We start from the raw sequence: 12,517 nt of genomic DNA on the forward strand, positions 1-12,517 counted from the left end.
ATGATCAACCGGAGCACGAACTCAAACCTTAAATCTCGAGCTGAGACCCTCACGAACAACAGTTTCGGTGAATTCGGTATTCACCGATATGCGGATTCTTGTCCCTGGCGGTCATCACGGTTGGCAAATGACACCTCGCAGGCGCTCGGTCCGTCATCGCGACCGGGACGCCCGCCGACGGGATTCACGAGTGGCGCGTTCGCGTTCCGCCGACGGTAGTAGCGCCAGGATGTCCCGGCGAGAGTTGATCGCGAATTTGGACAGGACCGAAGCGAGTTGCGCATCGACCGTGCGGGTCGAGGTGCCGCGGCGTGTGGCGATCATGGCGTTGGTCAGGCCGGTGGCCGCCAGCACCGCGACTTCCTGCTCGGCGCCAGTCAATTCCCTCCACGCGGGGTGCCCGAGCTCGGTGGACGGCCGGCCTGTGGGCAGCTTCTGCGGCGCCACCAAACTGTCGGCGAGCACGACAACGGTCGGCATCTGTTCTCCCTGACGAGCCATGGCGTCGAACGCCTTGTCTCCCAGGACTTTCCGAGCGATGTCGATCGCATGGCGCGTCCTAGCGGCGAAGGGCTTCAGATTCACGATGTCGAGTCCGATCTGCCTGCGCACCGGCTCGATGCTGCCCGACACCTGGGCGATGTCGCTCGCCCATCGCACAACGTGGTCTGTCACCGGGTCAGTGCCCGAGCTGCTGATGAGCTCGGCGAGAGCCCAGGACCGAATGTGTATGCCCCACACACAGCACCATTGATCCCGCATCGGAATCTGTTGCGCCAGACCCGCATTGCACAGCGCCACGGCCTCAGTCGGGTTGCCATGCTCCGACAGCGCGATCGCACGGGCGAATTGGGCATGGGAGGTTGCCCATTGGGCGCCCGTTGCCACGGTACCGGCCATGTTCTCCCCGGTCACCCGCAGGGCCTGGTCCGCGGTCCCGTAGAAGCAGGCTGCCAACGCCTCGAACAGGCTCGCCATCCCGGCGCCACCCAGATGACCTGCCGCGGTGAACTTGGTTCGGGCGCGAGCCAACAGCGCAATGGCTGCCGGGTCGCCATCGGCCAGCAACAATTTGCTGCCCCACAGGTAGTCCACTTCGGGTGGCAATCCGAGATCAACGGTCGGGTTCGCACGCCAATCCGCATGTGCCGCTGCTCCGAGGCACGCGTCGATGCACCGCGCCAACAGCATTTCGGCATCGTCGGGGAGTCCCTGGCACACGCTGAGCCATCCGATCCACGCGTGCGTCGATATCTCCAACTCGGTGGGGCAGCGTCCGTGCTCGAGGGCCGCGGCCAGGCTGCGTTCGGCCAATCTGCGGAATTCACGCAGGGAACCACGCAAGAAGGGCAGCCGGGACGCGATGAGATCGACCGCCATTTTCGCCCCGATCACCACCTCGTCGGGGTCACAGGTGCTGCTACTGATCGCCGCCGTGATGTTGTCCCATTCCGCGCGGGCCCGAGCCAGGAGTTCCTGCTCGTCGGAGGTGACCCAGCCGGTGCACAGAACCGCTACGTGCTCGCGATAGTGGTGACGGTGGCGGGCGGCGAGCAGGCGGTGTTCGGCCTCGCTGCGTTCCCGCAGGCGGTCGTGGGCGAACATGCGGAAGCTCTCGAGCAGCGAATACCGCACGATTTCGGGGCCGACATGCAGCAAGACCAGAGAACGGTCGACCAATTGCTCGAGCAGGGCCTCGATTTCGTGTGCAACCAAGCCATCGAGATCCGCACCTGCGCATACGATCTGGATCGTTTCGAGGTCGGCACCGATATCGAATATGACGGCTTCTCGATCGGTCTCGGCGTCGTCGGGATTGATGTCATATCCGGCCGCGAAGACCGACAGGCGTTCGAACAGCAGCCGTTCCTTCGGGCCGCACAACTCGTATGACCAGCCGATGACGGTGCCGATATCGCGGTGCCGTTCAACGAGGCCGGCCCGGAATACCGGTGACCAGCGCAGCCGGCGATCATCCAGGGTTCCGCCGTCGAGGTCACTCAGGATCGCCGGAAGCGGCTGGTAGCGCAGTCTGGCGGCGGCGAGTCGGATATGAAATGGGTAAAAGTGCAAATGCTGGCAGATCTGCTCCACCAAGCCCGCATCGGCGGCGGATATGGGACGACCGGTGAGTTCGGCGCGCTGCCGGAACAACGCGACGGCCTGATCGCGGGCCAACGGCGGGATTGTGACGATTCGCTCCTCTACCCAGCCGATCGCCGTCCTGCTGGTGGCCAGGATGATCAATCCTGGTATCACGGCAAGTAATTCAGCGATCACTTGGCCGACCCCATCCAACACGTGCTCACAGTTGTCCAGCACCAGGATCGTGGGCAACACCCGTCCGGCCGCATCGTTACGGCGCAATTTGTCGACCAGTGACTGGACCCCGGACCTGCTCGAGAAGTCGCCGTCGAGAATGGCGGTGACCATCTCCTCCTCGACCGCGCAGGCCGTGGCGTGCTGAGGCAGCTTGGCCAGGTGTACCCACGGCACCGGCAGATGGCCGGACCGACGCAACCGCGCGGTCACCGCCGAGGCGAGACGTGTCTTCCCGATGCCTCCCGGCCCGACCAATGTGACCATCCGGGCGGAGTCCGACAGCACGGCAGAGATGCGCTCGAGCTCTCGTTCGCGCCCGACGATCCCTTCGTCGCCGATCGGGATACCGACGTTGTTCATCGGCATACCTACCTCGGACAAATTCGGACCAGCGACATGGTCGCAAAGCCTAGTGGTTTGGTCGCACCTCGTCCCCTTGACGTCGAAGAACGCCGATTCGGTCACCCAATCAGCAAGTACCGAAGTATCGCTGCTGCCGCGCCATCGAGGAGCTATGGCACGACCGAGGATGACCATCCCAGGCGGGCGCCAGCGCCACCCGAACACCGTCGGCAACCGGAATCCAGCGCTGACGCATCCACGGGGCGATCGACCTGACCACGGGCGCGAACACGCCCCGAGGTTGCCTGTGCGTCAAGACCGTTCAGGCCGGACCACCCGACGCGCACGCCGCACGCCAGGACGCCGTCACTGTCCGGAAGGCCGGCGAGACAGCCTTGCGCAGGCGGCTCGAACAGGCCACCGACCTGCCGTCCCGCTATGAACCGGCGACCTTGGCGGCACTCGTTCACACGATCTCGGACGGCATCGCCGTCCAGGCGCCGCCGGGCGCAACCGCGACGAACTGTGGCAGCTCGCCAACTTGGCGCTGCGGGCCCTCCTCGGCGAAGGCGCGTAGACCAACTCCGCGACGAGATCGGGTCACCCTACGTGGGCATCGGCGTTACTGAGCGCCCTGCGCACCTCGGCTGCTGTACCGCATTGCAGAGCATGGGTTGCGAGGCGGATGCAGACCGATAGGTCTAGTTGACGTATTGCCGCCTTGATCGTGGGAATGCTGGGCGGCGCCACGCTCAGCTCGGTGACACCAAGACCAAGCAGGATCGGGACTGCGGCCGGGTCCGCGGCGACCTCGCCGCACACGGCGACACGGGCGTTGCCGGCACCACGGCACACCATATCGATCAGTCGCAGCACACCAGGGTCGAGAGGGTCGGCGAGGGCAGCGACCGCGTCGTTGCCACGTTCGGCAGCGAGCGCGTATTGGGTCAGATCATTGGTGCCGATACTGAAGAAGTCGACGTGGTCGGCGAACGCCGCGGTCTTGGCCGCGGTCGCTGGAACCTCCACCATGATCCCCACTTCGAGGTTTGCCGCCTGGGGCAGGGTGTCGGCCAACAGTTTTCGTACCGCCTGTAGTTCCGTGAGGTCGGTGACCATCGGCAGCAGCACACTCACCGGATTGTCGGCCGCGACTCGGCCGATCGCGGTGAGCTGGTCGCGGAGCAACTGTGGTCGCTCCAGGGTCAGCCGGATGCCACGAACGCCGAGAAACGGGTTGGCCTCGGCACGCTGAGGGACGTAGGGGAGCGGTTTGTCACCACCGACGTCGAGTGTTCGCAGCACGATGCGGCGCCCCTCCAAAGCCCCTGCGATGCCCAGGTACGCGTGCTCCTGCTCGTCGATGTCGGGCGCGTGATCGCGCCCGAGAAACAGGAATTCGGTGCGGACCAGCCCGGCCAGGTCCGCACCGCTGACCTTGGCAGCCACAGCTTCCGCAACGGAAGCGATGTTCGCGGCGACATGCACCTCGACACCGTCGAGGGTCGTGGCCGGTTGGTTCGCCGCTGCGGCATCGGCCCGCAATCGCGCACGCTGTTCGGCTGCGAGCGTCTCGAATTCAGCCAGCGTCGAACCATCCGGCGCTACCACAAGACGTCCGGTTCCACCGTCGAGCGCGACCGTGGTCCCAGCAACGACCTCGAGAACCCACGACCCCGCGCCGACCACGGCGGGAATCCCACTGGCGCGGGCCAGGATTACGCTGTGAGAGGTCGAACTACCTTGCGCCAGTATGATTCCGATGACCGACGCCGGGTCGAGATCGGCAACCTGTGCCGGGGTGAGGTCACGCGCAATCACAACACCCACGGAGGACACCGTTTCACGCACGTGCCCAAGTAGGCTGCCCAGTACCTGATCACGGACGGCCCGCAGATCGGCGGCCCGTGTCCGCTGATAGTCATCGGACAGTTGCTGAACTTCGGCTGCGGCGGCATCGAGCGCGCCGGCCCACGCCGCAGCTGCGGATGTGCCCGTGTCGATTTCGCGCCTAACGGTGTCAAGTAACTCCTCATCCTCGAGAAGGAGCAGGTGCGCCTCGAATATCCCGGAGGCGGAACCCGCACGCCGAGAGGCAGCGGTAATCTCGGTCTGCACCGTAGCCAATGCCTGTGCGAACCTTGCCCATTCGTCGTCCAGCGTGCCGGTCGGCTGCTGCGGAATGTCGAACTCGGACGAGACTAATGGCCACGCCGGGCCGATACCGATACCGGGGGATGCGGGGAAGGGTCCGGTTGGTCCCGAAGCCGAAACAGACATCTCCGGTTCGGCTATCTCATCGAACCGTCGTGCGGCGAGTCCGATCACGCGGGCGACCGCGGCCTGCGCGTCCAAACCCGTTGCGCTGACTTCGAGTCGATGGCCGGCCAAGGCGCCCAAAGCGGCAACCCGGCTGAGGCTTGCCGCCGAGACCGGGCCGGTGCCGGTGGTGAGGTTGCGCAATCGGACCTTAGCGCGGCAGCCCCGCAATTCGGTGACGAGTCGCGCTGCCGGACGGGCATGGAGACCATGCTCGTTCTCCACAGTGAACACCGCGACCGCGGCTTCGAGGTCGTCACTCGCCCCGCCGCCGCCTTCCGACGCGGGTTCACCCCCACCGACAGGTTCGCCGGCTTCCCCTGAGTCGGTCGGACTCGAGCGGAGTTGAGTCCGCTTGCCCAGCAAGGCGTTCTCCGCTTCGGATGCGACCTCATCGAGACCCGCGCCACCGCTGGCGCACACGGAGGCGGTGATCAGCCCCTCCACGATCGCGGCGCCGCACAGCCGCACGCGGTGCGGTGCGGCGAGCAGGTCGAGCGCGAGTTCGGCCGACAGTACGGCACTGCCGAGATCCATGAGCACGAGCACGCCATCGCCGGAATCCGCCGCGGCGATGGCCTGTGCCACCGCGACCGCGTCGGTGCCGAGGGTAGTGGCGTCCAACCCTGCCGCGATCTCGATACGTACCTGCTGGTCGTGCAACATCTCCGTGGCCAATTCCACGGCGGCCCGTGCCAGCGAGAAGCTGTGGGAGACAACAACGATGCCGATCATCGCGCCGCCCGCTGGGCCGCCAAAACCAGGAGTCTCGCACTGGCCGCGCCCGGATCCACGTGTCCCACACTGCGTTCCCCGAGGTATGAGGCGCGGCCCTTACGGGCCTGCATGGGTTTGGTAGCGTCCAGTCCCGCTGTGGCCGCTGCCACCGCGGCGTCGAGTGCCCACATCAAATCGCCTCCCGCTGTGGCGCTTTCGTAGAGGATGTCGGCCACCGGCGCGAGCGCGTCGTACATGGTCTTGTCCCCTGGCTCGGCTTTGCCCCGGGCCACGATTCCCTCGAGTCCGGCGCGGAACGCGGTGGCGAAACCCGCGATGTCGAGTTGGGCATCCGTCACAGCGGCGCACCGGAGAAAGAAGGTGCCGTACAACGGCCCACTGGCGCCGCCGACCGTCTGGATGAGCGCCATCCCGGTCCGCTTCAATGCATCCGCGGCACTGGTGGGCGGGTTCGCGTCGAGCGCGGCCACGGCCGCCGCCGTTCCACGTCGCATATTGCCGCCGTGATCGGCATCGCCGATGGCGGCATCGAGCTCGGTGAGCTGATCGACGTTCTCGTCGATCAGCGTGGCGAACTCACGAATCCACAACGTCGGATCGATCACGGTCATCTCACACTCCCCATCGCAGCGCCGGAGTCCGCACCGGCGCATCCCACAGAGTCACCATTTCCTCGTCCACCTTGGTGAGCGTCACCGAGCATCCGGCCATGTCCAGCGAGGTGACGTAGGGTCCCACCAGTGACCGTGCGATCGTCACACCGTGTCCGCGCAGGATGCGTGCGACCTCCTCGAACATCACATACAGCTCGAGCAACGGTGTCGCGCCCATCCCGTTGAGGAAGCAGATCACGGCGTCGTCGCGGGTGAACGGCAGATCCGACAAGATCGGCTCGACAAGCATCTGCGCGACCTCGCGCGCCGAGGCCGACGGCACCCGGCGACGGCCGGGCTCGCCGTGAATGCCGATGCCGATTTCGATTTCGGTGTCGCCCAATTCGAAGGTCGGTTTTCCGGCAGCGGGCACCGTGCACGATGTCAACGCCATACCCATGCTGCGGGAATTCGAGTTCACCGCGCGCGCGAGCTCGGCGATCGCCGCGAGCGGGCGGCCCTGTTCGGCGGCGGCTCCCGCGATCTTCTCCACCATGAGCGTGCCGCCGACACCGCGTCTCCCGGCGGTGTAGAGGCTGTCCTGAACCGCTACATCGTCATCGACCAGCACTGTCGATACCGCGATGCCGGTTTCGGCCGCCGCCAGTTCGGCGGCCATCTCGAAATTCATGACATCACCGGTGTAGTTCTTCACGATGTACAACACACCCGCACCGGTATCGACGGCGGTGGTCGCCGCCAAGATCTGGTCGGGCACCGGAGACGTGAAAACCTCTCCGGCGCAAGCGGCGTCGAGCATGCCGGTGCCGACGAATCCGGTATGCAGGGGCTCGTGCCCGGAGCCTCCTCCGGATACCAGACCGACCTTGCCGAGTTTCGGTTCATCGGCACGCAATACGAGCTTGTTCTTCTCGTCGACGCGCAATTCGGGATGGGCGGCGGCCATCCCGGTCAGGGCCTCGGCGACGATGTCCGAGGGATTGTTGATGAGCTTCTTCATATTTCGGTTCCTCCTCAGGCGGCGGTATCGACGGATGCGGGCGCCTCGGCGCCAGTGGCGGTGCGGACCAGGGCACCGGCGGTCAGGGCCGCGGCGGCTCCGGCGAGCAATTCCGCGGCCAGGTACACCGGTGCCTGGCTCCAGGACACATGCCCGCCCCAAAGCTGTTGCACCAGCATCGGTCCCAGCGTCCGCGCGGGGTTGATGGAGGCGCCGGTGGCCGGGGCGACCGGAATGATCGCCGCGAAGACGACGAGTCCGATTGCCAGGCCTGCGAAACCCGGTGCCGCGTTGCGATGGATGACGAGCAGCACGATCAGCACGAGGATGAAAGTGCCCACGAACTCGGCGATGAACGCTCGACCGGCGCCGACGCCCGCACCGTACGTGGCGACGCCCAGTCCGAGTTCGCTGGCTCGGTCACCCAGCACCCCGACGATGGCCAATGCGCCGATTGCGGCTCCCGCCAGTTGTGCGGCCAGATACGCGGGCACGCGCCGCCAAGGGAATTGCCCGGACAGGGCGAGCCCCAGCGTCACGGCCGGGTTGATGTGGTTGCCCGATACGTGTCCGAAGGCGTACGCGGTGCCGACGACGACCGTGCCGAATGCCAGCGAGATCATGCCGAGGTCAGCCATCGTGAACGGCGCGTTGCCGTTCACGATGAGCGTCGCCGGGACCGATCCGACGCCGATGAACACGAGGAATGCCGTGCCGAGAACTTCCGCCGCAAGCTGTTGCGGCGTACGCAGTCCATCCATGAGATTCTCCAGAGAGAGTTTCGAACTAGATTCGACATTGTCGAAAGTGTTTCGTAGAGTACGTTGATGTTGCGTACATCACAAGACCCGGAAGGGGGCTATGTGATTCAGTCCGTCGACAGGGCGGTCCGCATCCTGTTCGCATTGCAGGGTGCACGGCGGATGACCCTGTCCGAGTTGGCGGCCGAGCTCGGGTTGCCGGTGACGACCGTGCACGGCATCGTGCGCACCCTGGTCGCACACGGAGTGGTGGTGCAAGAGGGCGGCGGCGGGCGATATCGGCTCGGGCCGGCGGTCCTGCGCATGGGCAACGTCTATTTGGATACCCTCGACCTGCGGGCTCGCTCACTGACGTGGGCGCACGACCTCGCGCACCGCACCGGCCTGGCAGTGCGGGTCGGGGTGCTGCTCGGCAGCGACGTTGTGGTCATCCATCACGAGCCACGACCGGACGGCAGCCGCCAAATGCCCGAAACCGGCATCGAAATCCCCTCGCACGCCAGCGCATTGGGCAAGTCCATCCTCGCCTTCATGCCATCGGACAGCTGGCCCGCCGACCTGCACAGCATGACCGCCGAAACCATCACCGCGACACCGGCGTTGGCTGATCACCTCATCGCCGTCACGGCCACCGGGCTGGCGTTCGAGTGCGACGAAGCGGTACTGGGCGAATCCGGCATCGCCGGTGCCGTTTTCGACCGCACGGGTGTTGTCGGGTCCGTCGGAGTTGTCGTGCCGACCACCGACTGGCCCGCCGACGAGTCGGTCATCGAAGCCGTCCGCACCACCGCGCGAACCATTTCGAGAGAACTGGGATCCAGCCGATGGCCGGGGCTCGGCTGAGAACGGCCGAGTTGCCATCGGTGTCGACGGAGTGATCGACATCCATGTGCTGATGCAGGATCCGCACTATGTCGACGACATCGTCGGCGCTGAGCCGGTAGACAGCGTGTGCGAGCCCACGGGCGGCTCGAGGTAGCCGACCGGCGACTCACCCTATTCAAGAGTTGCCCTGGCCAGCTTGCTGGTGCGGCCCAGCCGAGGCGGCGCACGGGTTTAGCTGTGGCCATGTCGCGTTCGATGCCATGTGCTTGGTTGTCGATTTCCCCCATGGTTATTCGTCCTCCTCGACCGATGGTTGCCGTGCCGCGTCCTCCCCGAGGTCGGCCAGCACCTGCTGCCCGCGCGAATGCGGCGTTGGCCGCCGGTACTCCGGCGTAGGCGCCGGTGTGCAGTAGCACCTCGGCGATCTCGGCGGCGCTGAGACCGTTGCCGAGCGCGGCGCGCACGTGCATGGCGATCTCCTCGGCGAGCAGGGTGATGTCACGGGCGATCTTGGCTATAGCCGCGCAGGTCTGGCCGAGCGCCCCGGCGATCTCGGTGACGCGACTGCGTTCGGTATGCCAGGGTATGACGGGCTCGGCCAGACTGAGTCGCCACGCGATACCGCTGAGGATTGCGAGACCGATATCGCCCAGGGCGGCCAGTGTGCCGACCGCGCCTCCCAGTTGGACCGCCAGTCGTTCCCTGCGCAGCCGCTCGAGCCGGTCCGAGGCCGCGACGAGGCCGCCCAGCCATTCGGCCGCGGTTAGTCCGAATGTCACCGGGGACAAGCCCGTCGTTGGTCGTCGGTATGCCGACGACCAACGAACCAGGTTCCAGCGACACATCGGGAAAGCCGATGGTTTGTTCGCGTCCGACCCCGTGACTTCGGATAACGGCGGAATGCACCTGCTATCGGTAATCGACGATCGCGCTGCTGATGCCGTCGAACTACCTATTCGCCAAGTGTGAGCTCCGGTCGCCCTCGAGGATTGGAAGGAAATGGTCGTTCTCCCGCATTACGACGCCATGCGCAACCGAGACCTTCACGTTTCCACGATCGCAGTCGATTCGCGGCCAACATCGGCCAGGAATTCTTCGGAGGCGTGAAATGGATCGAGACTATTCATCGGAAAGCTCCCAGCGGCCATTCGCGGCACCGGGGGTCCGGGGTCTGTGCCGGGGTCGTGCTGGTGTTGTTTTCCGGACGGTTCGTCCCGTGCCGTCGGTCATGGATGTGGAGCCGTGGGGTGGGGTCGGTCCGCGGGTGATTCTGGTGCATGGTGTGCAGGCCGCGGAGTCGACGTGGTTCGCGCAGCGGCCGTTGGCGGATCGGATGCGGCTCGAGGTCGTCGTGCGGCCCGATCACCGTGCGGGCGCGCTGTTTCGGGGTGGGGATTATCTGCGCGATGCAGATGAGCTGGCCGGTCTGCTCGCCGGTGAACCAGCGCACCTGGTCGGTTCCGGTTATGGCGCGCTCGCTTGTGTGGTGGCCGCGGCCCAGCGACCGCACCGGGTCGAATCGTTGACGTTGATCGAGCCGACCTGTATCGGGGTGTTGGCGCATCCGGCGATCCTGGACATGTGCCAGCGCTGGTGGCGTGAACGCCCGCAGGATCTGGCCGAGTTCGCCGCGCGGTTCGGTCGGTTGGCGGGGCTGCCGATCGGTGTCGAATTCACCGCCGAGCATTGGGACGCTGTGGAGAGGCTGCGGGAGTGCCGCCCGCCCTGGGACGCGCGTCTGCCGTTGGAAGCCATCGCCCAGTGGGGCATTCCGACTCAGGTGTATTCCGGCGGTCATTCCCCCGTCCTGACCGCGGTCGCGGCCACGGTCGCCGCGGGTGCCGGTGGTGAGCACGTCGAGCTGGTGGGCAGGGAGCATGCGGTCCAGACATTGGGCGCGCCGTTCAACGACCGTCTGCAGCGGCACATCGACCACGCATACCAAACGTGAAGCCATCGATTTCACGACCGGCCCTGTATGCGGACATATTTGGGCGAGCCGACCCTCCGCAATGCATCAACGGACGCTGGAATGCGCACTGCGCAAAGCAGTATCGCCCCACGCAGCGAGTCCAGGCGCGCCTGTGCAATTCCCCGCCTGGGTGAAAGCACGCGGGCATTGGGTCGAATTCGGCTGTGCGAAACCCGAATTGGCCTCCCAATGAGGGGGGCACTGAATCGGCGGCGCTGAGCGACCGCCTAACACTCCGCACCCGCGAACGTGAATCACGTTCCAACAGAAGGAAACCACAATGATCAAGAGCGCAACGCCAGCGATCCGCAGAGTGGCCGCCCGTAATGAGTGAGACCAGTCAGAAAAGGGCATTAGTCGTCGGCATGGGTGTCAGCGGACTCGCTACGGCAGCGCGGCTGCGCGAGGCCGGGTGGACGCCGGTGGTCGTCGAACGCGCCTCGGGTAGACGGACGGGCGGCTACTTCGTACTGCTGTTCGGCGCGGGCCGCGCGGCCGCGCGGCGATTGGGCATCCTCGATGCGATACACAATCGCACGACGACCACACCGACGCTCGACTTCGACCGCAACGGCCGCGCCCGCAACACCGCGCCGCTCAGCGACTTGCCGGGAGCGCCGTGGATGATGCTGCGCGGCGACGCCGAGCAAGCCGCGTACTCGGCCCTGCCCGACGATGTGGAGCTTCGATTCTCGACCGTGCCGACCGCGATCGAGCAGGACGAGGAGGGGGTGACGGTTACCCTGCTCGACACCGAGACGGACACCTCGGTCACCGAGCGGTTCGACTTGGTCGTCGGCGCGGACGGATTGCGATCGACGGTGCGCGCCCTGGTGTTCGGCCCGCACTCGAAGTACCTGCGGCGACTGAATTACATGATCGCCGCCTTCGAATTCCCCGGCGCCCCTTCGGGTCTCGCACCACGCCAGGGCGCGACACTGTTCGAACCCCACCGATCAATGTGGGTGTTCCCGTTCGCCGACCACGATCCCACCATCTTGCTCACCTATCGCACCGACGACGTCGACGCCGAGTTCATCCAGCCACCCGCGGACCGCATTCGCGCCGCCTTCGGCCCCCGGCCGCTGGGCAGTATTCTCGGCGAGGCCGTCGACGCTCTGGAGTCGACCGACACGATGCTGTTCGACTCGGCGGAGCAGGTGCGCATGGATGCCTGGCATCGCGGCCGAGTGGTCCTGGTGGGGGACGCCGCGTGGTGTGTGACCTTGTACGCCGGCATGGGCGTCTCCACCGGTTTCATCGGCGCGGAGCTATTGGGCGTCATGCTCGAGCGTCACCCCGGCGACATCACCGCCGCGTTCAGCGCCTGGGAGGGGGCGCTGCGCCCCTATATCGTTCACCTTCAGGGCAAGGCCATCGACCAGCGCCGAATCTTCGTGATGGACAACCGATTCCAAATCCTGCTGCGCCGCACAGTGCCGCTGCTGACGCGGACCGCACTTGGCAGACGCATCGCCGACCGGGTGATCGACGCCGAAGACATCGTCAAGTACAAGAATGCCGATATCATCGGCGAGATTCTCCGCGAACTCCCACCGGTCGATCGGCAGGAGCGGACGCCCCTTGTCTGAACTGCCCGAACGCAGTTCAGACAAGGCCGCGC

9 protein-coding genes and 1 pseudogene are annotated in these 12,517 nt (G+C 65.9%); 4 read left to right on the top strand and 6 right to left on the bottom strand.

The window, feature by feature from the left end:
• Positions 1–153: 153 nt before the first annotated feature.
• The 5 genes from ABZ293_RS38435 to ABZ293_RS38455 form a co-directional block, all read right to left on the bottom strand.
• Positions 154–2,682 (bottom strand): AAA family ATPase, encoded by a 2,529-nt coding sequence (locus tag ABZ293_RS38435; RefSeq protein WP_355189030.1) that lies wholly within the window; start codon positions 2,680–2,682, stop codon positions 154–156.
• A gap of 582 nt (positions 2,683–3,264) precedes the next feature.
• Positions 3,265–5,718 carry a phosphoenolpyruvate--protein phosphotransferase gene (gene ptsP / locus ABZ293_RS38440; protein ID WP_355189032.1) on the bottom strand — a complete coding sequence of 818 codons (2,454 nt, stop codon included), beginning with the start codon at positions 5,716–5,718 and terminating at the stop codon, positions 3,265–3,267.
• Positions 5,715–6,332, bottom strand: a complete 618-nt coding sequence (gene dhaL, locus ABZ293_RS38445) for a dihydroxyacetone kinase subunit DhaL (protein ID WP_355189034.1) — start codon at positions 6,330–6,332, stop codon at positions 5,715–5,717. Before dhaL ends, ptsP begins: the two co-directional genes overlap by 4 nt.
• A gap of 1 nt (position 6,333) precedes the next feature.
• Positions 6,334–7,335 (bottom strand): dihydroxyacetone kinase subunit DhaK, encoded by a 1,002-nt coding sequence (gene dhaK / locus ABZ293_RS38450; protein ID WP_355189036.1) that lies wholly within the window; start codon positions 7,333–7,335, stop codon positions 6,334–6,336.
• 14 nt (positions 7,336–7,349) lie between these two features.
• Complete coding sequence (locus ABZ293_RS38455) at positions 7,350–8,096, bottom strand: MIP/aquaporin family protein (protein ID WP_355189038.1); 747 nt, start codon at positions 8,094–8,096, stop codon at positions 7,350–7,352.
• A 66-nt stretch (positions 8,097–8,162) separates the two neighbouring features.
• On the opposite strand from ABZ293_RS38455, the gene ABZ293_RS38460 reads away from it, so the two are divergent.
• Entirely contained in the window at positions 8,163–8,939 is a 777-nt protein-coding gene (locus tag ABZ293_RS38460; RefSeq protein ID WP_354959368.1) for an IclR family transcriptional regulator C-terminal domain-containing protein, read from the top strand.
• A gap of 395 nt (positions 8,940–9,334) precedes the next feature.
• On the opposite strand, the pseudogene ABZ293_RS38465 reads toward ABZ293_RS38460, so the two are convergent.
• A pseudogene (locus ABZ293_RS38465) lies at positions 9,335–9,391 on the bottom strand (hypothetical protein); the annotation flags it as partial.
• On the opposite strand from ABZ293_RS38465, the gene ABZ293_RS38470 reads away from it, so the two are divergent.
• The 3 genes from ABZ293_RS38470 (at position 9,386) to ABZ293_RS38480 (ending at position 12,485) form a co-directional block, all read left to right on the top strand.
• Entirely contained in the window at positions 9,386–9,688 is a 303-nt protein-coding gene (locus tag ABZ293_RS38470) for a hypothetical protein (RefSeq protein ID WP_355189077.1), read from the top strand. The pseudogene ABZ293_RS38465 and the gene ABZ293_RS38470 overlap by 6 nt on opposite strands.
• A gap of 449 nt (positions 9,689–10,137) precedes the next feature.
• Complete coding sequence (locus ABZ293_RS38475) at positions 10,138–10,872, top strand: hypothetical protein (RefSeq protein WP_355189040.1); 735 nt, start codon at positions 10,138–10,140, stop codon at positions 10,870–10,872.
• 347 nt (positions 10,873–11,219) lie between these two features.
• On the top strand, positions 11,220–12,485 hold the full coding sequence (locus ABZ293_RS38480) for an FAD-dependent monooxygenase (protein WP_355189042.1): 1,266 nt from the start codon (positions 11,220–11,222) through the stop codon (positions 12,483–12,485).
• Positions 12,486–12,517: the final 32 nt, after the last annotated feature.

Source organism: Nocardia sp. NPDC005998 (genome assembly GCF_040614395.1).
Taxonomy (GTDB): Bacteria; Actinomycetota; Actinomycetes; order Mycobacteriales; family Mycobacteriaceae; genus Nocardia.

What these genes read in the sequence shown, in the direction of transcription:
- ABZ293_RS38435 (WP_355189030.1), bottom strand. Translation starts at nt 2,682, where the DNA reads ATGAACAACGTCGGTATCCCGATCGGCGACGAAGGGATCGTCGGGCGC.
- ptsP (WP_355189032.1), bottom strand. Translation starts at nt 5,718, where the DNA reads ATGATCGGCATCGTTGTTGTCTCCCACAGCTTCTCGCTGGCACGGGCC.
- dhaL (WP_355189034.1), bottom strand. Translation starts at nt 6,332, where the DNA reads ATGACCGTGATCGATCCGACGTTGTGGATTCGTGAGTTCGCCACGCTG.
- dhaK (WP_355189036.1), bottom strand. Translation starts at nt 7,335, where the DNA reads ATGAAGAAGCTCATCAACAATCCCTCGGACATCGTCGCCGAGGCCCTG.
- ABZ293_RS38455 (WP_355189038.1), bottom strand. Translation starts at nt 8,096, where the DNA reads ATGGATGGACTGCGTACGCCGCAACAGCTTGCGGCGGAAGTTCTCGGC.
- ABZ293_RS38460 (WP_354959368.1), top strand. Translation starts at nt 8,163, where the DNA reads ATGTTGCGTACATCACAAGACCCGGAAGGGGGCTATGTGATTCAGTCC.
- ABZ293_RS38480 (WP_355189042.1), top strand. Translation starts at nt 11,220, where the DNA reads ATGAGTGAGACCAGTCAGAAAAGGGCATTAGTCGTCGGCATGGGTGTC.